The following is a 25,999-nucleotide window of genomic DNA, read 5'->3' on the forward strand; positions in this document are numbered from 1 at the left end:
TTTATTTACAACGGCTTATTTTAATTATTTGAGCGTGAGCGGCAGCGCGTGCCGCTCAAATATTACAGTTAATAGGGTTTAGTGAACGCGGTTAAAAATAAAAGGCATCACGGTGGTGAATAATGCCGCTTTCGGCCAGGCTGGATTAATCGCAGTCAATTCAGCGCGAGCAGATTCGTATTGCGCAATCTCCCCTAGTCCCGCGGCCGCCAGCATCGCCACCATCAGGCATTTTTCTTTATGCTGCTGTTGTAAATCGCCATACAGCGACAGCAAGTCAGGTTGCGAGACGGCAAAGAAATCCGCTTCGATACTGGTTTTCGCCATCTCTTGCGCCCACTGTTTCATTTCACTAAACAGTTGCTGTGCGGTTTGTTGTTCGCCCAGCAGTCGCAGCGCCATTCCTTGCCAGAAGAGATAATCAACCGGCTGATCGTTGTAATAACTGTGGATGTTAATGGTACGATCGCCGGTCGCCGCCAGACGTAAACAACGCGTCGCTTCAGTTTCATCGCCCTGAGCTTTGGCACATATCGCCTGCCAGAACCAGATGTCGTTGTCAGTTTGCCCCGGTAAACGGCCTTCGCTTAAATTCTCCGGATAGTGCAGCGCGGCATGAAGCAGTTCGCTGGCCTGCTGCGGTTGTCTGGCATCAAGGTGTTGCCAGGCGCGTAACATTTGGTTAAGGATAAACTGACTGGTGACCTTCCCTTCCCCGCCTTCCCACGGGTGGAATTTTCGCGTGGCGAGAATATCCGCCGCTTTGTCGGCCTGACCTGTGAGATGCCACAAATTGAGCAGTTCTGCGGTCATGTCGTCGCGTTTCAGAGCAATTTCCAGATTATTTTCCAGACGTACCAGTCGTTTCTCCGGTGTGGCTCCGCTTAACTTATCCAGCAAATCCCGTTCGAAAAGCAGACGTGCATCCTGCGGCGCAAGCTGATAAGCATTATCAAGATAACGCGCGGCCAGCTCATAATCGTGTTGCTTATTCCACGCATGGATCGCTAACCCGCGCCAGCCGTCGGCAAACTCCGGTGACATCTCTACGCAACGCAGCCATAAAGTAATGGCTTTGTTGTAGCTACGCTTGTTGTAATAGAAGCAGGCCAGTAAATGACGGGCAAACCAGCACTCTTCAATACTCTCCAGCGCCGCCACTTCTTCCAGCGTATTCGGGAAACGGACAAACTGTGGGAAGACATCAATGGCTTTTGCGACCAGTTCGCCGCGTTCGGCTTTCGGCAGCAAGCTGGCTTGCAGGTAAAGCGGAAGCGTGCGCTTGCAGTCCAGTACGTTCAGCATCTCTGCCGCCAGGGCGGGCATTCCCCAGTTAATCAGTTGCCCGGCGGTCATCAGGGCGTTAACGTCGCGTCCCTGACACAGACCGCGCCACTGCGCGAGGGCTGATTCGCTACGACCATCGAACCAGTTCAGCCACCACAGAGTGGCGTTCAGCGGATAATCACGCAGCAGTTTCTCGCGCTGCAAACGCGCGTTGTCCTGACGACCACTTAACACCAGCAGCAGGTTATGCAGGCAAAGCACTTCCTGATTGGTTGGGCAGGCGCGAAGACTTTGTTGGCAAAAATCCAGACCCGCGTCGAAGTTACCATTGCGCGCCGCCAGCCGTGCCAGACCATAATAGCCGCCCGCTTTACTATTGCCGCTCCAGACCGCACGCCAGAAATCCTCTTCGGCCTGTTGATATTGTCCCTGACGTTCATAAGCACTGGCGCGAATCAAACTTGCCTGTCCACACTGCGGGTTTTTGTTCAGCGCATGTGCGCGTTTCAGCGCCTGACTGGCATACGCCACCGCTTGCGGGAAATCTGCGCGGTTATATTCCAGCATCGCCAGCGCCAGGTTACAGCGATAATCCAGCGGGTCCAGCGCCACGCCGCGCAGGTAGTAATCGAACGGTGAACGACTGGCGTGATGATATTGCTCCAGATGCTGACCGATAAACCAGGCTTCATCTGTACTGGCAATGTCTTGTGCAGCCAGTGGCGCTTTGGCAACGTCCGGCAACGGCAACTCTTGCGGCTGATGTTCCTGATAACTCAGTACAATATTGCCGTCAGCATCGGAAAGTTCGATGGTCAGTCTGTCAGGATTGATACCGTGCAACACGCCCTGGATGGCGGTCGCTGGTGTCAGGGCCACGGCATCATCGAGCAACGCGTTGCATTTGCCGATTTCGCGGATCGCCAGACGATATCCACTCAACGGGGAGATGGCATACAACCCCCACTCAATCCCCCGCTCGCTACGCTGGAGTTTTATCACCGCATCGCGGGAGGCATTTTGCACCATGCCCAGAGAATGATAAGGCAGGAAATACTGCTCGAAACACTTCTCTTCGTAAGCATCAAGCCAGGTAAAATCGGGCTGGTTATCGGCAAAAATACCTGTCATCAGCTCGATATACGGACCGTTATTGTCGGTCAGACTCTTATCCCACGCCTGGCCAAATTCACTGTGTCCCCAACTCCACTGTTTTTTACCTGGCGCAATATGGTGGTTGGCAACGTGCAGCAAACCGCCATCTTCATCGTGACACCACGCGCCAACAAAATCGTACTGCGATTTTTCAGCCATATACGAAGTCGGCACTGGCACATTTTTATAGCGAGAAATGTCCACTCCGGCGGAGTAGTCCACTTTGTAGTAGGTGCCGGTGGCGATGGGGAAAGCTGAAACAGCCCGTTTGCCGTGATCAAACACCGCAGTCACATCCGGCGGGAAAACGCTCTGATGCCCTTCACCACCTTTCACTGCCGGGTTGGCCCACCACAAGAAATGACGCGGCGTGGCGTTGCCGTTATAGACGCGGCTGGCGATTTCCAGCGCCGCCCGGTCAGGGCGCAGTGTGAAACCAGTCATCACTTGTAAACCGTGCATCGGCTCCGTTTCACCGACCCACACCGTCTGTGCGCCGTCGTCATGGGCTTCGATGGTGAAATCAACGGGCATAAAGGTGGTCGGGCGATGGTGTTGTGGCCAGTTAAACTCAATCCCGCCCGAAATCCACGGCCCCAGCAGCCCCACCAGCGCCGGCTTAATGACTTCATTGTGATAGACAAAATCTCGCTGTTTCACTTTATCCCATGCGCGATGCACGCGACCGCCCAGTTCCGGCAGGATCATCACTTTGATGTAGTCGTTTTCCAGCCACACCGCCTGCCAGGATTTCAGGGTTTTCTGCTCGCTCAGCGTATCGGTCACGCCATAGGGATAAACCGCGCCGGACGATCCCTGATAAACGCGATTTTCCAGGAACATGGGATGTATATCCTGCGGCCCGGTTTCATAGGTCGGGATCTCAACGCGCTCTTGCCACACTTTTACTGGAGTCATGGTGCCCTCAATATTAACAAGACATACTGAATTAAAAGATTTGTGGCAGTGTATTGAACAATCTGGCAATGTTTTCGCGGAATAATCACGCAATTAACTAAACAAGGTTTAGTGAAGATGAGAGCCTGCATTAACAATCAACAGATCCGCCACCATAACAAATGCGTGATTCTGGAACTGCTGTACCGGCAAAAGCGCGCCAACAAGTCGACGCTGGCCCGGCTGGCGCAAATTTCAATTCCGGCGGTCAGTAATATTTTGCAGGAACTGGAAAACGAAAAGCGGGTGGTGAATATCGACGATGAAAGCCAGACGCGCGGGCATAGCAGCGGCACATGGCTGATTGCGCCGGAAGGTGACTGGACGCTATGCCTGAACGTGACGCCCACCAGCATTGAGTGCCAGGTCGCTAACGCTTGTTTAAGTCCGAAAGGCGAATTTGAATATTTTCAGATTGATGCACCGACACCGCAGGCACTGCTGTCCGAAATCGAAAAATGCTGGCATCGTCATCGCAAACTGTGGCCGGGCCGCACCATCAACCTGGCGCTGGCAATTCACGGTCAGGTTGATCCGGTAACTGGTGTATCGCAAACCATGCCGCAAGCACCGTGGACCACGCCAGTTGAGGTGAAGTATCTGCTGGAAGAGAAGCTGGGCATTCGGGTGATGGTCGATAATGACTGCGTGATGCTGGCGCTGGCGGAGAAATGGCAAAATAATTCGCAGGGACGGGATTTCTGCGTGATCAACGTTGATTACGGCATTGGCTCGTCGTTCGTGATTAACGAGCAAATTTATCGCGGTAGTTTGTATGGTAGCGGGCAGATTGGTCACACCATTGTTAATCCGGATGGCGTCGCCTGCGACTGTGGACGTTATGGCTGCCTGGAAACCGTCGCCTCGTTAAGCGCATTAAAAAAACAGGCGCGAGTATGGCTAAAATCACAACCTGGCAATACTCAACTTGATCCAGAAAAACTGACTACAGCGCAATTAATCGCTGCCTGGCAGAGTGAAGAACCGTGGGTCACCAGCTGGGTTGACCGCAGTGCCAACGCCATTGGTTTGAGTCTGTATAACTTCCTCAACATCCTAAATATTAATCAGATTTGGTTGTATGGCCGCAGCTGTGCCTTTGGTGAGAACTGGCTTAATACCATTATTCGCCAGACAGGATTTAACCCGTTTGACCGCGACGAAGGACCGAGCGTGAAAGCGACGCAAATTGGCTTTGGGCAATTAAGCCGCGCACAACAGGTGCTGGGGATAGGTTATTTGTATGTTGAGGCGCAGTTACGACAGATTTGATGGCGCGATAACGTAACAAGGCTTCCCGAAGGAAGCCTTGACGATCACAAACGTAAGATTGCCTGATGCGCTACGCTTATCAGGCCTACACGGATATTGCAATATATTGAATTTGCAAATTTTTGTAGGCCGGATAAGGCGTTCACGCCGCATCCGGCATGAACAACGAGCACGTTGTCAGCAAATCACCGTTTCTCTTATGCGTAAACCGGGTAACGTGCGCAGATGTCGAGAACTTTACCTTTGATGCGCTCGATAACCGCTTCATCATTGATGCTGTCCAGCACGTCACACATCCAGCCAGCCAGTTCTTTCGCTTCTGCTTCTTTGAAGCCACGACGCGTAATCGCCGGAGTACCTACACGAATACCAGAAGTTACAAACGGGCTCTTCGGATCGTTCGGTACGCTGTTTTTGTTCACGGTGATATTGGCACGGCCCAGAGCGGCGTCTGCTTCTTTACCGGTCAGGTTTTTATCAACCAGATCAACCAGGAACAGGTGGTTATCAGTACCGCCAGAAACCACTTTGTAGCCGCGCTCCAGGAACACTTCTACCATCGCTTTGGCGTTTTTCGCGACCTGCTGCTGGTAAGTTTTGAACTCAGGCTCCATCGCTTCTTTCAGCGCTACTGCTTTACCCGCAATAACGTGCATCAGCGGACCGCCCTGACCACCAGGGAAAACGGCAGAGTTCAGTTTTTTGTACAGTTCTTCGCTACCGCCTTTCGCCAGGATCAGGCCGCCGCGCGGACCCGCCAGGGTTTTGTGAGTGGTGGTAGTCACTACGTGAGCATGAGGAACCGGGTTCGGGTAGACGCCAGCAGCAACCAGGCCCGCAACGTGCGCCATATCAACGAACAGGTAAGCACCGATGCTGTCAGCGATTTCACGCATTTTCGCCCAGTCAACCACGCCGGAATATGCAGAGAAGCCACCGATAATCATTTTCGGTTTGTGTTCTTTGGCTTGTTTTTCCAGATCGGCGTAGTCGATATGACCGGTAGCATCGATACCGTAAGGAACGATGTTGTACAGTTTACCGGAGAAGTTAACCGGAGAACCGTGAGTCAGGTGACCGCCATGCGCCAGGTTCATACCCAGAACGGTATCACCTGGTTCCAGCAGCGCGGTGTAGACCGCAAAGTTAGCCTGGGAGCCGGAGTGCGGCTGAACGTTAGCGTAATCAGCGCCGAACAGCTCTTTCGCACGATCGATCGCCAGTTGTTCAACGATATCAACATACTCGCAACCGCCGTAGTAGCGCTTGCCCGGATAACCTTCAGCATATTTGTTGGTCAGCTGAGAACCCTGCGCCTGCATTACGCGCGGGCTGGTGTAGTTTTCGGAGGCGATCAGTTCGATGTGCTCTTCCTGACGTACTTTTTCCTGCTCCATAGCCTGCCACAGTTCGGCATCATAATCGGCAATGTTCATTTCACGCTTTAACATCCGCATCTCCTGACTCAGCTAACAATAAAATTTTTTCGCCTAATTTTGGCGGTCCTGATGGACAACGGCGAACAGTATAACCGAATCATTGTGCGATAACAGGTCTTGACAAAGGAATTTACGCAAACGATTACCTTCAAGCTATGCAAGGCTTTGGAGAATAAAGGGCCTGCAACCGGAAACGGATTTCTTTTCAGGTTTGTGATGCAAATTTTTCACTTCATCACATTCTTGATGAAAAACACCAAAAGAACCATTTACAGTGCAGGGCTATTTTTTATAAGATGCATTTGAGATACATCAATTAAGATGCAAAAAAAGGAAGACCATATGCTTGACGCTCAAACCATCGCTACAGTAAAAGCCACCATCCCTTTACTGGTGGAAACAGGGCCAAAGTTAACCGCCCATTTCTACGACCGTATGTTTACTCATAACCCAGAACTCAAAGAAATTTTTAACATGAGTAACCAGCGTAATGGCGATCAACGTGAAGCCCTGTTTAACGCTATTGCCGCCTACGCCAGTAATATTGAAAACCTGCCTGCGCTGCTGCCAGCGGTAGAAAAAATCGCGCAGAAGCACACCAGTTTCCAGATCAAACCGGAACAGTACAACATCGTTGGCGAACACCTGTTGGCGACCCTGGACGAAATGTTCAGCCCAGGCCAGGAAGTGCTGGACGCGTGGGGTAAAGCCTATGGCGTACTGGCTAATGTATTTATCAATCGCGAGGCGGAAATCTATAACGAAAACGCCAGCAAAGCCGGTGGCTGGGAAGGTACTCGCGATTTCCGCATTGTGGCTAAAACGCCGCGCAGCGCGCTTATCACCAGCTTCGAACTGGAACCGGTCGACGGTGGTGCAGTGGCAGAATACCGTCCAGGACAGTATCTCGGCGTCTGGCTGAAACCAGAAGGTTTCCCGCATCAGGAAATTCGTCAGTACTCTTTGACTCGTAAACCTGATGGCAAAGGCTATCGTATTGCGGTGAAACGCGAAGATGGCGGGCAGGTATCCAACTGGCTGCACAATCACGCCAACGTTGGCGATGTCGTGAAGCTGGTCGCTCCGGCGGGTGATTTCTTTATGGATGTGACAGATGACACGCCGGTAACACTGATCTCTGCGGGTGTAGGGCAAACGCCAATGCTGGCAATGCTCGACACGCTGGCAAAAACAGGCCACACAGCACAAGTGAACTGGTTCCACGCGGCAGAAAATGGCGATGTTCACGCCTTTGCTGATGAAGTTAAGGAACTGGGGCAAGCACTACCGCGCTTTACCGCGCATACCTGGTATCGCGAGCCGAGCGAAGCCGATCGCGCTAAAGGTCAGTTTGATAGCGAAGGCCTGATGGATTTGAGCAAACTGGAAGGTGCGTTCAGCGATCCGGCCATGCAGTTCTATCTCTGCGGTCCGGTCGGCTTCATGCAGTTTGCGGCAAAACAGTTAGTGGACCTGGGTGTGAAGCAGGAAAACATTCATTACGAATGCTTTGGCCCACATAAAGTGCTGTGATTTGATGTTGCCGGATGGAAACATCCGGCAACCATGACGCGGTTTAAATCGCCGCGTCGTCCTCTTCGCCGGTACGGATACGAATGACCCGTGCCACGTCGAAGACGAAAATTTTACCATCACCAATTTTGCCGGTTTGCGCCGTACGAATAATCGTGTCTACGCAGATATCGACAATGTCGTCCGGCACGACGATCTCAATTTTCACCTTCGGCAGAAAATCCACCATATATTCCGCACCGCGATACAGCTCAGTGTGGCCTTTCTGACGCCCAAAGCCTTTCACTTCGGTCACGGTCATGCCGGTAATACCGACTTCGGCCAGCGCTTCACGGACATCGTCCAGCTTGAAGGGTTTAATAATCGCATCAATCTTTTTCATGCTATTCCTTGAAAAGGTCGCCTGTCTTTTGATCTGCTAAACGTAACACATTACACCGATTCATTCCTTGAAATCGTTTGCATCCAGCTCGTGTCGGGAAAGCAGTTTATAAAATTCTGTCCGGTTGCGCCCCGCCATTCTCGCCGCGTGAGTGACGTTGCCTTTAGTGATTTGCAGCAGCTTGCGCAGGTAGTTGAGTTCAAACTGATTACGCGCCTCAACAAAGGTGGGCAGCGCCGTGTTTTCGCCCTCCAGCGCCTGCTCCACCAGCGCATCACTAATCACCGGAGATGATGTCAGCGCCACGCACTGTTCAATCACGTTCACCAACTGGCGCACATTTCCCGGCCAGCTGGCAGTCATCAGGCGTTTCATCGCATCGGTGGAGAACGCGCGGACAAACGGTTTATGCCGTACTGCTGCCTGACGCAATAAGTGGTTTGCCAGTAACGGAATGTCTTCCGTGCGCTCCGCCAGTGCCGGAATTTTCAGGCTGACAACGTTGAGGCGGTAATAGAGATCTTCACGGAATTCCCCGCGCGCCATCGCTTTTGGCAGGTCGCGGTGAGTCGCAGAAATAATCCGCACGTCGATATCAATATCGCGGTTACTGCCCAGCGGACGGACTTTTCGTTCCTGCAATACGCGCAGCAATTTGACCTGTAACGGCGTAGGCATATCGCCAATCTCATCGAGAAACAGCGTACCGCCTTCCGCCGCCTGGAATAAACCTTCGCGATTGCTGACGGCACCAGTAAACGCGCCGCGTGCATGACCAAACAGCTCCGACTCCAGCAACTGCTCGGGCAATGCGCCACAGTTAATGGCAATAAACGGCTTGCTGTTACGCGGGCTGGCGTTGTGGATAGCCTGGGCAAAAATCTCTTTCCCGGTGCCGCTCTGACCGTTAATCAAAACGCTAACGTCTGATTGCGCCACCAGCCGCGCCTGTTCCAGCAAGCGCAGCATCAGCGGGCTGCGAGTGACAATCGCCTCGCGCCAACGTTCGTCGGTGGCTGGGGCAGATTGCTCCAGTGCATCATCAATTGCCTGATATAGCGCGTCTTTATCAACGGGCTTGGTGAGGAAACTAAACACGCCCTGCTGTGTCGCGGCAACGGCATCGGGAATGGAGCCATGCGCGGTGAGGATGATTACCGGCATACCTGGCTGCACTTTCTGGATTTCAGCAAACAGTTGCATACCATCCATTTCATCCATCCGCAGGTCGCTGATGACTAAATCCACTTTTTCACGATTCAGTATCCGCAGCCCCTCGGCACCACTTTCTGCCGTGACCACGCTGTAGCCTTCGCTGGTCAGGCGCAGGCCAAGTAATTTCAGTAATCCCGGATCGTCATCGACCAATAATAAATGCGCAGGTTTATGGCTCATCAGGGGTGACCTCATTGGTGGATGGCGCGGATTTTTCACTCTCGTGCGGCGTGTCCGGTGGGAAATTTCCGGCCGGTTTGCGAGTCGAGAGTTGACGTTCAATATCCGTCAGGTTCTCCAGCTTGCGGGTGGTTAGTTCCAGTTGTTGCTGTAGAACGTGATGTTGCTGGCGCAGGGCGTCCAGTTCGCTGTCGCAGGATTGCTGGAGTTTACTGTAACGTTGGCGCTCTTCCGCCAGTTGCAGTTGCAGCGCCTGTCCGTCGCGCCAGAGTTGATACAACGGGCGAACCTGCGCCGGGATCTCAGTACTTAACGCATCAATGCGCGCGACCAGTTGGCGGCGCTCAAAAGGCGTGATTTTGGCATCGGCAAGCAAAATCCCCTGCTTAAAGGTATTTTGCCAGCTGCCATCACCATACTTACGGGCTTCCTGACGCGACTGCGCTGGCATTAAGCGGTTGGCGCAATCCATCGCCCGTAGCCAGTAAAGCGGGTTAGTTTCAGTTGATTTACCTTGCAGCGCCCAGATGTCGCTACATTCAGTAGGAAGATAATCAGCCAGTTGATAAACCGGGATTTTTTCTTCTACTGGCGCATTAATGGCTGGCTTATTGTGATTCTGCACGCAGCCCAGCAGCGCCAGACAAGGCAACCCCGCCAGCCACAGCCGTCGGGATAAAAATCGTTGAAAAATGTGTCGCATATTCACCAGACTCAGAGCCTATCCCAGTGGGCGTAATTGTTGCAGGCAGTTTGGACACGGACAGCGCGGAGAAACCGGAGCGTACACGTAGTACGTGAGGATTTCGAGCACTGCCCGGGGCCGAACTGGCAAATAAAATAGCCTAATGGGATAGGCCTTAACATTATTTCGTGTTTTTCGACGAAGGCAATTCAATGCGGAAGCAAACGTCTTGCCCGCTCTCGTCGACCAGATACAGTTCCCCCTGCATACGGCGAATACAATCCCTGGCAATGCTTAATCCCAGACCGCTCCCCTTCACCGCCCCTTTTCGCTGGTGACTTCCCTGAAAAAAGGGTTCGAAGATCATGGCGCGTTCCTCTTGCGGAATGGGCGTGCCTGTATTGATGACATCAATATAAACCCGTGCGCCATGTAAACTGCTGCGAAGGCAAATGTTACCGGATTCAGCCCCGTAGTGCACCGCATTGGAGTAAAGATTATCCAGCACGCTCATCAGCAACATGGGTTCCGCCAGGCATGCTGTTGCCTTGAGATCAACGTCGGTATGCATCATTTTAGTCCGAGCTGGCAGACTGTGAGCGGAAACTACCGTCTCCACCAACGGTGCTAACTCAACATTATCCAGTTCCACCGCGCCATCTGCCTGTTTACGGTTGTAATCAAGCAGTTGTTCTATCAGTTTTTGCAAATTGCGGCTGCTGCTATCAAGGATGCTCACCACCTCTTTTTGCTCTGGCGTAAGCGGCCCGACAACCTGGTCAGCCAGTAATTCAGTGCCCTCGCGCATACTCGCCAGTGGCGTTTTTAATTCATGAGATAAATGTCTTAAAAATTGATGGCGCTGGGATTCCAGCCATGACAGGCGTTCACTTAACCAAAGAATACGTTGCCCTACCGAGCGTAACTCGCTCGGTCCACTAAACGAGACGCTATTACCCAGTGAGCGTCCTTCCCCCAGACGGTTGATCATCCGCTCGATATTTTTCACCGGACCAATAATCATTCGGGTGAAAAGCAGCACCATTATCAGACTCACCAGAAACAACACCAGTGACTGCCAGCCGAAATACTGTCCGCGTTCGGCTATCTCTCGCTGGAGTTGCTGCCCGCGTGAAAACACCACGGTGCGCGTGGCCTGTACCATTTCGGCATTGGCATTGGCAAAAGCTTCCAGACGCGCGGCAGCCGCCGCATCCGGCCCACTGTTGTTACACTGGAGTTGGGCAAGATTGTTCAAATCCTGACGCAATGCCTGGTAAAGTTTATCGTCCGGCAGCACGCCAGCGTGGGCATCGAGCATTTCGCTGTAACGTTTACGCTGGCTTTGATAGACCTTCGCCAGGGTTGAGTCGTCCAGCACGCAATACTGACGGTAGCTACGCTCCATCTCCAGTGCCGCATTAGTCATTGCCTCACTGCGCCGGGCGTCAATAAGCGTTGTGCGATTGACCAGCGCCGCCTGATCGCTAAGCGCATTAAGGCTTTGCCAGGCTTGCCATGCCAGTACCAGCAGAGGCAGCAGAATCAGCAAGAATGCCAGCATGACTAATTGTCGTAATGAACGTGGAAAAACAGGCCAGCGTTTCAAGGTGTTACTCTCGTCAGACGCGAATAGCCTGATGCTAACCGAGGGGGAGTTCAGATACAACAAAGCCGGGAATTACCCGGCTTTGTTGTGGAATAAGGCGGTGCCTAACTCGACGTTTCGCCCGATGGTTGATATAGCTACGCTGATATCAGAAGTTGGACGGCAGGCACCTTGTTGTGCGTCATTCGAATTTTATGTAGCACGTCCCGAAGGGGCTGACATAAGTGGGTGAATGAGCCACTGGTTATTATTATGCAGTAACTGTGCCAATAAATAAAATAGTTTGATAACGTACTGATAAAACATAGCTTTAATGGATTAATGGCTGTTCCACTGGTTGGCTATAAATCAGCCAGCGTGTCGCTTAAAAGAGACGCCCAAAGCTTAAATTATTCGTTTTAAATTAAATCAATAAGTTATGTGTCACCTATAAGCGACACGGCAAACCACCCATTGTCGTGATTTACAGACACAAAAAAAAGCTCCCGGAGTTGGGAGCTTATAATTGTTGGCGAAGTGGTTGTGTGTAATGCCGGATGCGGCGTGAAAGCCTTATCCGGCCTACAAAACAATGGGTTGCGTGGAATTTCCGCAGCCTTACCCCAGCTGCTTACGCGCATTACGGAAAATACGCATCCATGGGCCATCCTCGCCCCAGTTTTCCGGATGCCAGGAGTTGCTGACAGTACGGAAAACACGTTCCGGGTGCGGCATCATAATGGTGACACGACCGCTTTCGGTAGTGACCGCCGTAATACCGTTCGGGGAACCGTTCGGGTTAGCCGGGTAGGTTTCGGTGACTTTGCCGAAATTATCGACATAGCGCAACGCAACCAGCCCTTTGCTTTCCAGTGCCGCCAGATGCGCCGCGTCGCGTACTTCAACGCGCCCTTCACCGTGAGACACAGCAATCGGCATCTGCGAGCCCACCATCCCCTGCAACAGCAGAGACGGGCTTTGGGTCACTTCAACCAGGCTGAAACGCGCTTCAAAGCGATCGGAGGTGTTACGCACGAAACGAGGCCACAGCTCGCTACCTGGGATCAGCTCACGCAGATTAGACATCATCTGGCAACCGTTACATACCCCCAGCGCCAGCGTTTGCGGACGATGGAAGAAGGTTGCAAACTCATCGCGTACACGGTTGTTGAACAGAATAGACTTCGCCCAACCTTCACCGGCACCCAGCACATCACCGTAGGAGAAACCACCGCACGCGACCAGGGCGTGGAAATCCTCCAGACCAGTGCGTCCAGCCAGCAGATCGCTCATATGCACGTCGATAGCATCGAAGCCCGCACGATGGAAAGCTGCCGCCATTTCAACATGCGAGTTCACGCCTTGCTCACGCAGTACGGCAACTTTCGGGCGCGCGCCAGTAGCAATAAACGGAGCTGCTACATCTTCGTTAATATCGAACGACAGTTTCACATTCAGGCCCGGATCAGCGTCGTTGGATTTCGCCTGATGTTCCTGATCGGCGCACTCCGGGTTGTCACGCAGGCGCTGCATCTGCCAGGTGGTTTCTGCCCACCAGACACGCAACGTAGTACGGCTTTCGCTGAATACAGCCTGCCCGTTGGCGGTAATCACAAAACGGTCACCGGAAACCGCCTGGCCAACATAATGGACGCACTCAGCAAGGCCATGCTGTGCCAGTACCGCTTCAACCGCTTCACGGTCAGCGGCACGAACCTGAATCACCGCACCCAGCTCTTCGTTAAACAGCGCCGCCAGATGATCGTCGCCCAGAGAGGCGATATCCGCTTCAATGCCGCAATGACCGGCAAATGCCATTTCCGCCAGCGTCACCAACAGACCACCATCAGAGCGGTCGTGGTACGCGAGCAGCTTACGCTGTGCAACCAGCGCCTGAATCGCGTCATAGAAGCCTTTCAGTTGTGCGACGTCGCGCACATCAGCCGGCTTGTCGCCAAGCTGACGATAAACCTGCGCCAGCGCCGTTGCGCCCAGCGCATTATTGCCAAGGCCCAGATCAATCAGCAACAGTGCGTTATCTTCGGTAGAAAGCTGCGGCGTGATGGTGTGACGCACATCTTCCACGCGGGCAAATGCAGAAATAACCAGCGACAGCGGCGACGTCATTTCACGCTCTTCGTTACCTTCCTGCCAGCGGGTTTTCATCGACATAGAGTCTTTACCCACCGGGATCGTCAGGCCCAGCGCCGGACAAAGCTCTTCGCCCACCGCTTTAACAGCTTCATACAGGCCAGCATCTTCGCCAGGATGACCTGCCGCCGCCATCCAGTTGGCGGAAAGTTTAATGCGTTTGATATCGCCAATTTGTGTTGCGGCGATGTTGGTTAACGCTTCACCGACCGCCAGACGGGCAGAAGCGGCGAAATCCAGCAGCGCAACTGGCGCACGTTCGCCAATTGCCATCGCTTCACCGTAGTAGCTGTCGAGGCTGGCAGTAGTGACCGCACAGTTAGCGACCGGCACCTGCCACGGGCCAACCATCTGATCGCGCGCCACCATGCCGGTTACGCTACGGTCGCCAATGGTCACAAGGAAGGTTTTCTCCGCCACGGTCGGCAGATGCAGCACACGTTTCACCGCGTCAGCAATGGTGATCCCTTCACGGACCAGCGCGTCGCCTTTCGCTTTCAGCGTTTGCACATCGCGGGTCATCTTCGGTGTTTTACCAAGCAGTACGTCCAGCGGCAGATCGATCGGCTGATTATCAAAATGACGATCGTGCAGAGAAAGATGCAGTTCTTCGGTCGCTTCACCAATCACCGCGTAGGGCGCGCGTTCACGCTTACACAGTTCGTCAAACAGCGGTAACTGATCGGCAGCAACCGCCAGCACGTAACGTTCCTGGGATTCGTTACACCAGATTTCCAGCGGGCTCATGCCCGGTTCGTCGCTCAGGATGTCGCGCAGTTCAAATTTACCGCCGCGCCCGCCGTCGCTTACCAGTTCCGGCATCGCGTTAGAAAGACCGCCTGCGCCAACGTCGTGGATAAACAGGATTGGGTTGGCATCACCAAGCTGCCAGCAACGGTCGATCACTTCCTGGCAACGACGTTCCATTTCCGGGTTGTCGCGCTGAACAGAAGCAAAGTCGAGGTCGGCATCAGATTGACCAGACGCCATAGAAGACGCCGCACCGCCGCCAAGACCAATGTTCATTGCCGGACCGCCGAGAACGACCAGCTTCGCACCAACGTTGATCTCGCCTTTTTGTACGTGATCGGCGCGAATGTTGCCGATCCCGCCCGCCAGCATGATCGGTTTGTGATAACCGCGCAGCTCTTCGCCGTTGTGGCTGTTCACTTTTTCTTCATAAGTACGGAAGTAGCCGTTCAGTGCCGGACGACCAAATTCGTTGTTAAATGCCGCGCCGCCCAGCGGACCTTCGGTCATGATGTCCAGTGCGGTGACAATGCGCTCAGGCTTACCGAAATCTTCTTCCCACGGCTGTTCAAAGCCAGGAATACGCAGGTTGGAAACGGAGAAACCGACCAGACCGGCTTTCGGCTTCGCGCCGCGTCCGGTGGCGCCTTCATCACGGATTTCACCGCCAGACCCCGTCGCCGCACCCGGCCACGGAGAAATCGCCGTCGGGTGATTGTGAGTTTCGACTTTCATCAGAATATGCGCCGGTTCCTGATGGAAATCGTAGCGGCCCGTTTCGTGGTCAGCAAAGTAGCGGCCTACTTCAGAACCTTCCATCACCGCGGCGTTATCTGTATACGCAGAGAGAACGTGATCCGGCGTGGTTTCGAAGGTATTTTTGATCATCTTGAACAGCGATTTCGGCTGCTGTTCACCGTCGATAATCCAGTCGGCGTTAAAAATTTTGTGGCGGCAGTGCTCAGAGTTCGCCTGGGCGAACATATACAGCTCGATGTCGTTCGGATTACGACCAAGCTTTGTGAAAGCATCCTGCAGATAGTCAATTTCATCGTCCGCCAGTGCCAGGCCGAGACGCAGGTTAGCGTCGATCAGCGCCTGACGGCCCTGCCCCAGTAAATCAACGCTGGTGACTGGAGTCGGTTGATGATGCGCAAACAGCTGCTCTGCATCATCTAAAGCAAAAAAGACCGTTTCCATCATACGGTCGTGTAGTTCAGCGGTAACCTGCTGCCACTGTTCATTGGTCAGCGTAGCGGCTTCTACATAGTAAGCCACGCCGCGCTCAAGGCGGTTTACCTGTTGCAGCCCGCAGTTATGGGCGATATCGGTCGCTTTTGAAGACCAGGGAGAGATGGTGCCTGGGCGCGGGGTCACCAGCAGTAATTTGCCTTCCGGGGCATGGCTGGCGAGTGCCGGACCATATTTCAACAGGCGTTCAAGTTGCGCGTGCGCTTCTTCGTTTAACGGCGCATTGAGGTCAGCAAAATGGACATACTCGGCGTAAATGTTGTGAACCGGGAGCCTGGCAGCCTGAAAACGCGCCAGCAGTTTATTGATTCGGAATGCCGACAGTGCAGGCGAACCACGCAGAATTTCCATCATAAGTCTCTCGTCTTCTAAGCTTTCGGTGTACCCAAGGGGGGGGAAACGGGCGTCATTATAAAGAATCTGCTGCGCTGACGAAACCGTTTGCGTGGAAATAAAATCACCATCGTGAATTAGCAACGCGTGCCGCCAATGGCTGTAATAAGTTGCCAACTGGCACAGGTTTACGCAAAATGCCGCTCATTGATGATTATACCTTTGTTTAGCATATCGTTTTTTCAAGCCAGGACATGAACGACACAGAGAATTAACTAATTGAAAAAATTAAAGATTAATTATCTGTTCATTGGCATTCTGGCACTGCTTCTCGCGGTAGCTCTCTGGCCATCTATTCCTTGGTTTGGTAAAGCCGACAACCGTATCGCCGCCATTCAAGCGCGGGGAGAATTGCGCGTGAGCACCATTCATACTCCCCTCACATGGAATGAGATTAACGGTAAATCTTCCGGGCTGGATTATGAGTTGGCCAAACAATTTGCCGACTACCTCGGCGTGAAACTGAAAGTGACCGTACGGCAGAATATCAGCCAGTTGTTTGACGATCTCGACAACGGCAACGCCGACCTGCTGGCAGCAGGTCTGGTTTATAACAGTGAGCGGGTAAAAAACTATCAGCCTGGTCCTACCTATTATTCCGTTTCACAACAACTGGTTTACAAAGTGGGTCAATATCGCCCACGCACGCTGGGCAATTTGACGGCGGAACAGCTCTCCATCGCACCAGGACACGTTGTCGTTAACGATCTACAAAGACTGAAAGAAACTAAATTCCCGGATTTAAGCTGGAAGGTGGACGACAAAAAAGGCTCAGCGGAATTACTGGAAGATGTCATCGGAGGTAAGCTGGATTACACCATTGCTGATTCTGTCGCCATCAGCCTGTTCCAGCGAGTTCACCCGGAACTCGCCGTGGCACTCGATATCACCGATGAACAACCAGTGACCTGGTTTAGCCAGTTAGATGACGATAATACCCTTTCCGCAGCTCTGCTCGACTTCTTCAACAAAATGAATGAGGACGGCACGCTGGCACGCATTGAAGAGAAATACCTGGGGCATGGCGATGATTTTGATTATGTCGATACGCGCACATTTTTACGCGCCGTCGATGCGGTGCTGCCACAATTAAAACCTTTGTTTGAGAAATACGCCGAGGAAATTGACTGGCGTTTACTGGCGGCTATTGCTTACCAGGAATCACATTGGGACGCGCAGGCCACCTCGCCGACCGGTGTGCGCGGCATGATGATGTTGACCAAAAATACCGCGCAAAGCCTGGGCATTAACGATCGTACCGATGCTGAACAAAGCATCAGCGGCGGCGCGCGTTATTTGCAGGATATGATGAGTAAAGTGCCGGAAAGCGTGCCAGAAAATGAACGGATTTGGTTTGCGCTCGCCGCTTACAATATGGGTTATGCGCATATGCTGGATGCTCGCGCCCTGACGGCAAAAACCAAAGGTAATCCAGACAGTTGGACCGATGTTAAACAACGTCTGCCTTTACTTAGCCAGAAACCCTATTACAGCAAGCTGACTTACGGTTATGCGCGGGGACATGAAGCTTACGCCTATGTCGAGAATATCCGTAAGTATCAGATTAGTCTGGTGGGGTATCTGCAAGAGAAAGAAAAGCAGGCAACAGAAGCGGCGATGCAGCTGGCTCAGGATTATCCGGCAGTGTCGCCAACAGAATTGAGTAAAGGGAAATTTCCTTTTCTCTCGTTTCTTTCACAGTCGTCATCTAACTATCTGACACACTCCCCTTCGCTGCTGTTTTCCAGGAAGGGAAGTGAAAAGAAGCAAAATTAATCCGCAGAAGATTGCGCTTTTTTCTGCGCTTTGATTTCCTGACGGCGCATGCGAAAGAAGTCGCTGAGCAGCGCTGCACACTCTTCCGCCAATATCCCTTCCGTGATTTCCACCCGGTGATTCATGCCCGGATGGTGCAACACATCCATTAATGATCCGGCAGCCCCCGTTTTCGCATCTCGTGCACCAAAAACTACACGACCAATCCGGCTGTGAATCATCGCTCCGGCGCACATCACACACGGCTCCAGCGTGACATATAATGTGGCGTCGATCAGGCGATAATTTTGCATCACCAGACCGCCCTGACGCAGGGCCATGATTTCAGCGTGCGCGGTAGGATCATGCCGACCAATCGGACGATTCCAGCCCTCGCCGATTACCCGGTTGTTATGCACCAATACCGCGCCGACCGGTACTTCCCGCTCGTCCCAGGCACGCTTTGCCAGCGTCATGGCATGGCGCATCCAGTATTCGTGACTAAATTCGACTTCAGACAAAAAGAAAACTCCGGTTATAAAAGCGCGGCGCATTATACACGGACGCTATGCTTTACTCTATTCCAGTTGCTGGAGTTCACCGCGCGGGGTTACTCGCCAACGATGCTGGCAGAAATAAAGCAACGGGTTGTCCTGATTACTGTCGCTGTAACCACTGTACAACCGCAGTGGCGTGCCGATTTTGCGTTCCAGTTGCGCGACCTTCTCATGCCCGAGGCAACGCATTGTCAATACCCAGCCGCCATAACCACGCTGAATTTGGCTGGCGATAAGATTCACCCGCGGTAACCAGGGCGTATCGAAATAGACCGCTTCAACCAGCGGCTGTGGAGAACCGGTAATCAACCAGATATCAGCATCGGAACTGAGCAAGTAGGTGGTCAGGCGCTCTTGCACCAGCGGAAAGGCAGTCACATTGTCGCGAAACCAGTGTACAAAATCGGCTTGTAATGCCTGTAAACGCGCTTCGCTGTGACCAAAAGTGCATCCCCACAATAGCAGACTCATCGGCCAGCGCGCAGCACGGCCTTTTATCAATAATGCCATGGCAATAATCGGCAATAGCGGCAGGACAAGCAGTGTATTCAGCGGTTGGCGACGCAGTAAGTAGCGCAGAAAACTACCGAACATATCCTGTTGATGCAATGTTCCATCTAAGTCAAAAAACACCACACGACGCTCGTGAGTTGCCAAACCATACTCCTCTGGACTGAAACATCCTGATTAATCATCGCTACTACATAGCCTAACAGATAGATCATCACTTTTCCGGCAACAATCTACCGTATAATGCTGAATGGAATTTTTAATTCATAGATCTTACAAGCTATGGAATATAATATTCACTCGCTTGTGTCTCATATTGCCTGTTGTCGCCATTATTTCATCGCGAGGAAAGATATGAACGGCTTACTTCGTATTCGTCAGCGTTACCAGCAGCTTGCCCAGAGTGATAAAAAACTGGCGGACTATCTCCTGCTACAACCTGATACGGCGCGCCATTTAAGTTCGCAGCAATTGGCCAACGAAGCTGGGGTCAGTCAATCCAGCGTGGTGAAATTCGCACAAAAACTCGGCTATAAAGGTTTTCCAGCCTTAAAACTGGCGTTAAGCGAAGCTCTGGCGAGCCAGCCGGAATCCCCTTCTGTCCCCATTCATAACCAAATTCGCGGTGATGATCCGCTGCGACTGGTGGGTGAAAAACTCATAAAAGAAAACACGGCTGCCATGTATGCGACGCTGAACGTTAACAGTGAAGAGAAATTGCATGAATGCGTGGTGATGCTGCGTTCTGCGAGGCGGATTATTTTAACTGGCATTGGTGCTTCGGGTCTGGTAGCGCAAAACTTTGCCTGGAAACTGATGAAGATTGGTTTCAATGCTGCCGCAGAACGCGATATGCATGCGTTGCTCGCTACTGTACAGGCATCTTCACCGGACGACCTGTTATTAGCCATCTCTTACACTGGTGTACGACGTGAGTTAAATCTCGCGGCAGATGAGATGCTGCGCGTGGGTGGAAAGGTGCTGGCAATTACCGGTTTCACGCCGAATGCTCTGCAACAACGAGCGTCCCACTGCCTGTATACGATTGCCGAAGAACAGGCGACGAATAGTGCATCGATCTCCGCTTGTCACGCTCAGGGAATGCTTACAGATTTGCTGTTCATTGCGCTAATTCAGCAGGACCTGGAACTGGCCCCTGAGCGCATTCGCCACAGCGAGGCACTGGTGAAAAAACTGGTTTGAGCAAAGAATGCGCGTATAATGCCCGCCCGGTTTGTGTTGTTTTGAGAGTTTCCTTATGGCGCTGTTAATCACTAAAAAATGCATCAATTGTGATATGTGTGAACCTGAATGCCCGAATGAGGCGATTTCAATGGGTGATCATATCTACGAGATTAACAGCGATAAGTGTACCGAATGCGTAGGTCACTACGAGACGCCAACCTGCCAGAAGGTGTGTCCGATCCCTAATACTATTGTGAAGGATCCGGCGCATGTCGAGACAGAAGAGCAGTTGTGGGATAAATTTGTGCTAATGCATCACGCAGATAAAATTTAATATTCTGCTCCTGAAGTAGAATATTAATTATTTATAGACAAAAGCTTAACGCTATTATATTTATTAAAATGATGACAACAGCATAATCATTTATCAAATGAATTCATATAATATCTGCGCAGACGTTTATTTATAATTATTAAAGGCGCGCCTGGCTGGTTAACCTGACGCGCCTTAAGTACGTTTCCTTGTGTTATAAGAACAGAAGGATCAGCTGTAAAACAGCAATGATGACTTTAATGACCCGTTTAAACAGGTATCGACAATCAGCCATCTGCACTCCACACCAGAGCTTTGACGACACCACTCGTTTCAATGGGGGAATTCAGTGGCATGGTGTAAAGCACAGCAAAATCGCCAATAACGAAACCAATTTTAATGTACTTACGAATTTGCGGTCACGTTAATATTTCCATCAATATCGCTTTCTTCGTAAAGGCTCGAGTTTTTATGATAAAGATTGCAAGTTGCTTGTAAAAGATAACCACCCTGATCCATAATCGCTGTTGTTGAGGGTGCATGCTGTACAAAATTAAAGTTATAAAGTAAAACCCCCGTTCCTTACCAGTTCGGGGGTTTTACTTTATAAAGAGAACGGTATTATTTTAACTTTCAATAATTACCGTGGCGCAAGCATAATGACGTTCATCTGCAAGCGTCACATGCATATGTGCGACGCCCAGCTTTTCCGCCAGTTTTAATGCCTCGCCCCACAGTCGCAACCGTGGCTTACCAAGCTCATCGTTGAATACTTCAAACTGATTAAACGCCAGGCCATTGCGGATCCCGGTTCCAAACGCTTTTGCCGCCGCTTCTTTCACAGCAAAACGCTTCGCCAGAAAACGCACTGGCTGTTGGTGCGTTTTCCAGATTTCCCATTCGTTATCGCTTAATACGCGGCGAGCAAGGCGCTCACCGGATCGGGCGAGCACCGCTTCAATGCGAGCGATCTCCACGATATCCGTGCCTAAACCTAATATTGCCATTAGCCACGCGCTTCCAGCATCAGGCGCTTCATTTCTGCCACCGCATCTTTCAGTCCGGTCATCACTGCACGACCAATAATGGCATGGCCGATATTCAGTTCATGCATCTCAGGAATGGCGGCAATGGCTTTCACGTTGTGATAGGTCAGACCGTGGCCGGCGTTAACTTTCAGACCGAGACTTGCAGCAAAGGTCGCGGCTTTAGCAATGCGCGCCAGCTCTTGCGCCTGTTCAGCGTCAGTTTTGGCATCGGCATAACAACCAGTATGGATCTCGATAAACGGGGCGCCTACCTCTGCTGCAGCTTTGATCTGCTCTTCATCTGCGTCGATAAACAGAGAAACCTGAATCCCGGCATCCGCCAGACGTTTACAAGCATCGCGCATTTTGTCACGCTGACCTGCGACGTCCAGGCCACCTTCGGTTGTCACTTCCTGGCGCTTTTCCGGTACCAGGCAGCAAAAATGAGGCTTCGTCTCAATGGCAATCGCCAGCATCTCTTCGGTCACCGCCATTTCCAGATTCATGCGGGTATCCAGCGTCTGACGCAGGATACGTACGTCGCGGTCAGTAATGTGGCGACGATCTTCACGCAAATGCACGGTAATGCCATCCGCGCCAGCCTGCTCGGCAATAAACGCGGCCTGCACCGGGTCGGGGTAAGCAGTACCACGTGCATTACGCAGCGTTGCGATATGGTCAATGTTGACGCCCAACAGTAATTCAGCCATGACAATCCTCATCAGTCATTATGTGTTTGCACTGTTCGCTTAGGTATAAACTGCCGGAACAGTTCCCTGCTCTTTAATGGTTTACCGCCAAGATACGGCTTAAGCGCCATGCGGGTAAAGCGTTTCGCGGCACGCAATGTGTCTGCGTCAGGAAATTCCCGCGTGTGTAACGCTTTCAACTGCCTCCCGGTGAAGGTTTTATTGTCGATAACGACGCTTGCGATAAACCCTTTTTCTTCGCGATAACGATACGTCATGGTGTCATCCACCGGTTCGCCGCTACCTGCACAATGGGTAAAATTGACGCCATAACCCAGATGCCCGAGCAATGCCAGCTCAAAGCGGCGCAACGCGGGTTCCGGTGTGCCAGTAGCCCCAGCCAGAGACTGGATGCAGTGTAAGTAATCGAAAAAGAGTTCCGAGAAGCGCGTCTCGTATTCCAGCACGCGGGAGAGAAGCTCGTTGATGTACAGACCGCTGTAAAGCGTGATACCGCTTAATGGCAGCGCCAATGAGACAGCTTCAGCACTGCGCAGTGTTTTGACTTCACCGCGCCCACCGAAGCGAAGCAAGAGAGGCGTGAAAGGCTGTAATGCACCTTTCAGGGTAGAGCGTTTAGAGCGTGCGCCTTTGGCAACCAGACGCACGCGGCCCGATTCCTCCGTGAAGACGTCCAGCATCAGGCTGGTTTCGCTCCACGGGCGACTATGCAATACGAATGCGCGCTGCCAGCCTTCCATCATACTCGTCGCCTTTCAAGTTGCAGGTGCCCTGGCTGCACCCGTTCACCCTGGTCACTTACTTTAGTAAGCTCCCAGGGATTCACGGTCTTGCCGCCTTCCTGCACCTCGAAAGTCATAGAGTATGCTAATTAAAGATCGTCAACGTAACCGAGACTACGCAGTGCGCGTTCGTCGTCGGCCCAGCCGGATTTCACTTTTACCCACAGTTCAAGATGGACAGGCGCTTCGAACATTTCCTGCATGTCTTTACGCGCTTCAATACCGATGGTTTTAATCTTGGCCCCTTTGTTGCCAATGACCATCTTCTTCTGCCCTTCACGCTCAACGAGAATCAAACCGTTGATGTCGTAACCACCACGTTCATTGGTGACAAAACGTTCGATCTCCACGGTCACGGAGTACGGCAGTTCTGCGCCGAGGAAACGCATCAGTTTTTCACGGATGATTTCAGAGGCCATAAACCGCTGTGAGCGGTCGGTGATGTAATCTTCCGGGAAGTGATGCGTCGCTTCCGGCAGGTGTTTGCGCACGATTGCCGCGATAGTGTCAACGTTAAGTCCGGTTTCGGCGGAGATTGGCACGATATCGAGGAAATTCATCTGGCTTGCAAGGAACTGCAGGTGCGGCAGCAGATCGGCTTTCTCCTGCACGTTGTCCACTTTGTTCACCGCGAGGATCACCGGCGCTTTGCCATCACGCAGCTTGTTGAGCACCATTTCATCGTCCGGCGTCCAACGGGTGCCTTCAACGACAAAAATCACCAGCTCAACGTCGCCAATGGAGCTGCTCGCCGCTTTGTTCATCAGGCGGTTAATAGCACGCTTCTCTTCCATATGCAGGCCCGGGGTATCGACGTAGATCGCCTGATACGCGCCTTCAGTATGGATACCCACAATGCGGTGACGAGTTGTCTGCGCTTTGCGGGAAGTGATGGAGATTTTCTGCCCCAACAGTTTGTTCAGCAGCGTGGATTTGCCAACGTTCGGACGTCCGACGATGGCAATAAATCCGCAGTAACTTTTATCGATGCTCATTCCAGCTCCAGTTTTTTCAACGCCTGTTCGGCGGCAGCCTGCTCAGCCTTACGACGGCTTGAACCTGTGCCAACCACCGGTTCACTCAGGCCGCTGACCTGGCAGTGGATAGTAAATTCCTGATCGTGCGCTTCGCCACGTACCTGAACTACCAGATAAGTCGGCAGCGGCAGATGGCGACCCTGCAAATATTCTTGCAAGCGCGTTTTCGGATCTTTTTGTTTATCGCCTGGGCTAATTTCGTCCAGACGGGTTTGATACCAGTTAAGGATTAACTTCTCGACAGTTTGAATATCACTGTCGAGGAATACGCCGCCAATTAATGCTTCGACGGTGTCGGCGAGAATTGACTCGCGACGAAATCCACCGCTTTTAAGTTCACCCGGCCCTAAACGCAAGCACTCACCTAACTCAAATTCGCGTGCCAGTTCTGCCAGCGTATTGCCACGGACCAACGTGGCGCGCATGCGGCTCATATCGCCTTCATCCACACGCGGGAAACGGTGATACAACGCATTAGCGATAACGTAGCTCAAGATTGAGTCGCCTAAAAATTCTAAACGCTCGTTATGTTTGCTGCTGGCGCTGCGGTGAGTTAATGCCTGCTGCAGCAGTTCCTGATGATTAAAAGTGTAGCCCAGCTTCCGTTGAAGCCGATTAATTACGATGGGGTTCATGCGATACCAATAAATAAATGCGTCAACAATTCAGCACACGAAACAGACCTGATACACATAGGCTCTGTTAACCGCTTTGTCGCGGATTCATTACGCCATATATGGAAACCAACGCTGTTTCGTGTGCCGTGGCAACCAGAAGGCGCCAACCTTAAACTTCGGGGGAATATTCTATACACAACGATAAGGGATGTCGTTAGCCTGGGGAGATTTATCTCATAAATAATTCACGTTGCCGCCAGAATGACGACAACGTGAACGAGAAGCAGCAATTAATGGATGCCGCCAATGCGACTTAAGCGCACACCTGTCGGCCATTCACCTTCTTGCTTATCGAAACTCATCCAGATTGCCGTTGCCCGACCTACCAGATTCGCTTCCGGCACAAAGCCCCAGTAACGGCTGTCCGCGCTGTTGTCGCGGTTATCGCCCATCATGAAGTATTGACCCGGCGGGACAATCCAGGTTGCCAGTTGTTGTCCTGGTTGCTGGTAATACATCCCTACCTGATCCTGGGCGATTGGCACAGTCAGGATACGATGCGTTACATCGCCCAACGTCTCTTTACGTTCGGAAAGACGAATACCATTTTCTTTGGTTTCGTTTTTCGGCACTTCAAAGAAGCCACTGGTCGCTTCCCCGCCGTTACGACGCGAGAAGGTCTGTACGAAATCGCTCGGTTCAACGTTGGAATAAGTTACCGGCAGCGCGTTTTCACACGCTTGACCAGAACTGCATCCAGGTTGAATGGTCACTTCTTTCGCGACCGGATCATAAGTGACCTTATCGCCCGGTAAACCTACCGCTCGCTTGATGTAATCAAGCTTCGGATCTTCCGGGTATTTGAAGACCACGATATCGCCACGTTTCGGATGACCGGTTTCGATCAATGTTTTCTGGTAAATAGGATCTTTAATGCCGTAAGCAAATTTCTCTACCAGAATGAAGTCACCGATTAACAGAGTCGGCATCATCGAACCTGACGGGATCTGGAACGGTTCATAAATAAATGAACGCACAATCAATACGATAGCCAGCACCGGAAATACAGAAGCCCCGGTTTCCAGCCAACCTGGCTTCGGCGCAACCTTTTTCAGTGTTGCTTTATCCAGTGAATCCCCGGCAGCCGCTTGCGCCGCTGCCTGACGTTCCCGTCGTTTAGGTGCGAAAAAGAATTTATCCACGCACCATAAAATGCCCGTCACCAGTGTGGCAATCACCAGAATCAGGGCAAACATATTCGCCATGC

At 52.1% G+C, this 25,999-nt stretch carries 21 protein-coding genes; 5 read left to right on the plus strand and 16 right to left on the minus strand.

The features are described 5' to 3' along the window. Window positions 1-78: 78 nt before the first annotated feature. Window positions 79-3,360 carry a DUF5107 domain-containing protein gene (locus D9734_RS11375; RefSeq protein WP_130207532.1) on the minus strand — a complete coding sequence of 1,094 codons (3,282 nt, stop codon included), beginning with the start codon at window positions 3,358-3,360 and terminating at the stop codon, window positions 79-81. Between the two features lie 117 nt (window positions 3,361-3,477). On the opposite strand from D9734_RS11375, the gene D9734_RS11380 reads away from it, so the two are divergent. After that, window positions 3,478-4,671, plus strand: a complete 1,194-nt coding sequence (locus D9734_RS11380) for an ROK family protein (protein WP_130207534.1) — start codon at window positions 3,478-3,480, stop codon at window positions 4,669-4,671. Window positions 4,672-4,868: 197 nt separating this feature from the next. Here the strand turns inward: D9734_RS11380 and glyA are convergent, their stop codons facing one another. Then, window positions 4,869-6,122, minus strand: coding sequence for a serine hydroxymethyltransferase (gene glyA, locus D9734_RS11385; RefSeq protein WP_000919159.1), 1,254 nt, complete (start codon window positions 6,120-6,122; stop codon window positions 4,869-4,871). Between the two features lie 330 nt (window positions 6,123-6,452). On the opposite strand from glyA, the gene hmpA reads away from it, so the two are divergent. Continuing rightward, window positions 6,453-7,643 (plus strand): NO-inducible flavohemoprotein, encoded by a 1,191-nt coding sequence (gene hmpA, locus D9734_RS11390; protein ID WP_130207536.1) that lies wholly within the window; start codon window positions 6,453-6,455, stop codon window positions 7,641-7,643. Between the two features lie 43 nt (window positions 7,644-7,686). On the opposite strand, the gene glnB is transcribed toward hmpA, so the two are convergent. The 5 genes from glnB to purL all read right to left on the minus strand — a co-directional run bounded on the left by glnB (window position 7,687) and on the right by purL (window position 16,199). Beyond that, window positions 7,687-8,025 carry a nitrogen regulatory protein P-II gene (gene glnB, locus D9734_RS11395; protein WP_000717691.1) on the minus strand — a complete coding sequence of 113 codons (339 nt, stop codon included), beginning with the start codon at window positions 8,023-8,025 and terminating at the stop codon, window positions 7,687-7,689. Window positions 8,026-8,085: 60 nt separating this feature from the next. Continuing rightward, on the minus strand, window positions 8,086-9,420 hold the full coding sequence (glrR, locus tag D9734_RS11400; RefSeq protein WP_130207538.1) for a two-component system response regulator GlrR: 1,335 nt from the start codon (window positions 9,418-9,420) through the stop codon (window positions 8,086-8,088). Beyond that, window positions 9,410-10,123: a two-component system QseEF-associated lipoprotein QseG gene (qseG, locus tag D9734_RS11405; protein ID WP_130207540.1), complete on the minus strand. Its 714-nt coding sequence runs from the start codon at window positions 10,121-10,123 to the stop codon at window positions 9,410-9,412. The genes glrR and qseG overlap by 11 nt, the downstream gene beginning before the upstream one ends. Before the next feature lie 163 nt (window positions 10,124-10,286). Continuing rightward, the gene (gene qseE, locus D9734_RS11410; RefSeq protein ID WP_130207542.1) at window positions 10,287-11,714 is read right to left on the minus strand and encodes a two component system sensor histidine kinase QseE/GlrK; all 1,428 of its coding nucleotides are present in this window, start codon (window positions 11,712-11,714) and stop codon (window positions 10,287-10,289) included. 597 nt (window positions 11,715-12,311) lie between these two features. Then, on the minus strand, window positions 12,312-16,199 hold the full coding sequence (purL, locus tag D9734_RS11415; protein ID WP_130207544.1) for a phosphoribosylformylglycinamidine synthase: 3,888 nt from the start codon (window positions 16,197-16,199) through the stop codon (window positions 12,312-12,314). Window positions 16,200-16,457: 258 nt separating this feature from the next. Here purL and mltF point away from each other — a divergent pair, with 258 nt between their 5' ends. After that, on the plus strand, window positions 16,458-18,014 hold the full coding sequence (gene mltF / locus D9734_RS11420) for a membrane-bound lytic murein transglycosylase MltF (protein WP_130207546.1): 1,557 nt from the start codon (window positions 16,458-16,460) through the stop codon (window positions 18,012-18,014). On the opposite strand, the gene tadA is transcribed toward mltF, so the two are convergent. Continuing rightward, window positions 18,011-18,514: a tRNA adenosine(34) deaminase TadA gene (gene tadA / locus D9734_RS11425; RefSeq protein WP_064526984.1), complete on the minus strand. Its 504-nt coding sequence runs from the start codon at window positions 18,512-18,514 to the stop codon at window positions 18,011-18,013. The two genes, mltF and tadA, sit on opposite strands and share 4 nt — an antisense overlap. Window positions 18,515-18,571: 57 nt before the next feature. After that, entirely contained in the window at window positions 18,572-19,207 is a 636-nt protein-coding gene (gene yfhb / locus D9734_RS11430) for a phosphatidylglycerophosphatase C (protein WP_130207548.1), read from the minus strand. Between the two features lie 207 nt (window positions 19,208-19,414). Between yfhb and D9734_RS11435 the strand changes: the two genes are divergently transcribed. Continuing rightward, window positions 19,415-20,263: a MurR/RpiR family transcriptional regulator gene (locus tag D9734_RS11435; protein ID WP_130207550.1), complete on the plus strand. Its 849-nt coding sequence runs from the start codon at window positions 19,415-19,417 to the stop codon at window positions 20,261-20,263. 55 nt (window positions 20,264-20,318) lie between these two features. Further along, window positions 20,319-20,579 (plus strand): 4Fe-4S dicluster ferredoxin YfhL, encoded by a 261-nt coding sequence (gene yfhL / locus D9734_RS11440; RefSeq protein ID WP_001196283.1) that lies wholly within the window; start codon window positions 20,319-20,321, stop codon window positions 20,577-20,579. A 193-nt stretch (window positions 20,580-20,772) separates the two neighbouring features. Here the strand turns inward: yfhL and D9734_RS11445 are convergent, their stop codons facing one another. The 7 genes from D9734_RS11445 to lepB form a co-directional block, all read right to left on the minus strand. Next, the gene (locus D9734_RS11445; protein ID WP_130207596.1) at window positions 20,773-20,853 is read right to left on the minus strand and encodes a small toxic protein shoB; all 81 of its coding nucleotides are present in this window, start codon (window positions 20,851-20,853) and stop codon (window positions 20,773-20,775) included. A 331-nt stretch (window positions 20,854-21,184) separates the two neighbouring features. Next, window positions 21,185-21,565, minus strand: coding sequence for a holo-ACP synthase (gene acpS, locus D9734_RS11450; protein ID WP_130207552.1), 381 nt, complete (start codon window positions 21,563-21,565; stop codon window positions 21,185-21,187). Next, on the minus strand, window positions 21,565-22,296 hold the full coding sequence (gene pdxJ, locus D9734_RS11455) for a pyridoxine 5'-phosphate synthase (RefSeq protein WP_130207554.1): 732 nt from the start codon (window positions 22,294-22,296) through the stop codon (window positions 21,565-21,567). The genes acpS and pdxJ overlap by 1 nt, the downstream gene beginning before the upstream one ends. A gap of 11 nt (window positions 22,297-22,307) precedes the next feature. Then, entirely contained in the window at window positions 22,308-23,036 is a 729-nt protein-coding gene (gene recO / locus D9734_RS11460; protein WP_130207598.1) for a DNA repair protein RecO, read from the minus strand. Window positions 23,037-23,167: 131 nt separating this feature from the next. Further along, a complete protein-coding gene (era, locus tag D9734_RS11465; RefSeq protein WP_000020738.1) occupies window positions 23,168-24,073 on the minus strand; it encodes a GTPase Era in 906 nt (301 codons plus the stop codon). Beyond that, a complete protein-coding gene (gene rnc, locus D9734_RS11470; protein WP_001068343.1) occupies window positions 24,070-24,750 on the minus strand; it encodes a ribonuclease III in 681 nt (226 codons plus the stop codon). The genes era and rnc overlap by 4 nt, the downstream gene beginning before the upstream one ends. A gap of 272 nt (window positions 24,751-25,022) precedes the next feature. Further along, the gene (lepB, locus tag D9734_RS11475; protein WP_000002532.1) at window positions 25,023-25,997 is read right to left on the minus strand and encodes a signal peptidase I; all 975 of its coding nucleotides are present in this window, start codon (window positions 25,995-25,997) and stop codon (window positions 25,023-25,025) included. Between the last annotated feature and the right edge of the window lie 2 nt (window positions 25,998-25,999).

It is taken from the genome of Escherichia sp. E14S1, from assembly GCF_004211995.1.
Lineage (GTDB): Bacteria > Pseudomonadota > Gammaproteobacteria > Enterobacterales > Enterobacteriaceae > Escherichia.

Bases quoted from the DNA above. Each gene is read 5' to 3' on its own strand.
- D9734_RS11375 (WP_130207532.1), bottom strand. From the start codon at position 3,360: ATGACTCCAGTAAAAGTGTGGCAAGAGCGCGTTGAGATCCCGACCTAT.
- D9734_RS11380 (WP_130207534.1), top strand. From the start codon at position 3,478: ATGAGAGCCTGCATTAACAATCAACAGATCCGCCACCATAACAAATGC.
- glyA (WP_000919159.1), bottom strand. From the start codon at position 6,122: ATGTTAAAGCGTGAAATGAACATTGCCGATTATGATGCCGAACTGTGG.
- hmpA (WP_130207536.1), top strand. From the start codon at position 6,453: ATGCTTGACGCTCAAACCATCGCTACAGTAAAAGCCACCATCCCTTTA.
- glnB (WP_000717691.1), bottom strand. From the start codon at position 8,025: ATGAAAAAGATTGATGCGATTATTAAACCCTTCAAGCTGGACGATGTC.
- glrR (WP_130207538.1), bottom strand. From the start codon at position 9,420: ATGAGCCATAAACCTGCGCATTTATTATTGGTCGATGACGATCCGGGA.
- qseG (WP_130207540.1), bottom strand. From the start codon at position 10,123: ATGCGACACATTTTTCAACGATTTTTATCCCGACGGCTGTGGCTGGCG.
- purL (WP_130207544.1), bottom strand. From the start codon at position 16,199: ATGATGGAAATTCTGCGTGGTTCGCCTGCACTGTCGGCATTCCGAATC.
- D9734_RS11435 (WP_130207550.1), top strand. From the start codon at position 19,415: ATGAACGGCTTACTTCGTATTCGTCAGCGTTACCAGCAGCTTGCCCAG.
- yfhL (WP_001196283.1), top strand. From the start codon at position 20,319: ATGGCGCTGTTAATCACTAAAAAATGCATCAATTGTGATATGTGTGAA.
- D9734_RS11445 (WP_130207596.1), bottom strand. From the start codon at position 20,853: ATGGCTGATTGTCGATACCTGTTTAAACGGGTCATTAAAGTCATCATT.
- acpS (WP_130207552.1), bottom strand. From the start codon at position 21,565: ATGGCAATATTAGGTTTAGGCACGGATATCGTGGAGATCGCTCGCATT.
- pdxJ (WP_130207554.1), bottom strand. From the start codon at position 22,296: ATGGCTGAATTACTGTTGGGCGTCAACATTGACCATATCGCAACGCTG.
- recO (WP_130207598.1), bottom strand. From the start codon at position 23,036: ATGGAAGGCTGGCAGCGCGCATTCGTATTGCATAGTCGCCCGTGGAGC.
- era (WP_000020738.1), bottom strand. From the start codon at position 24,073: ATGAGCATCGATAAAAGTTACTGCGGATTTATTGCCATCGTCGGACGT.
- rnc (WP_001068343.1), bottom strand. From the start codon at position 24,750: ATGAACCCCATCGTAATTAATCGGCTTCAACGGAAGCTGGGCTACACT.
- lepB (WP_000002532.1), bottom strand. From the start codon at position 25,997: ATGGCGAATATGTTTGCCCTGATTCTGGTGATTGCCACACTGGTGACG.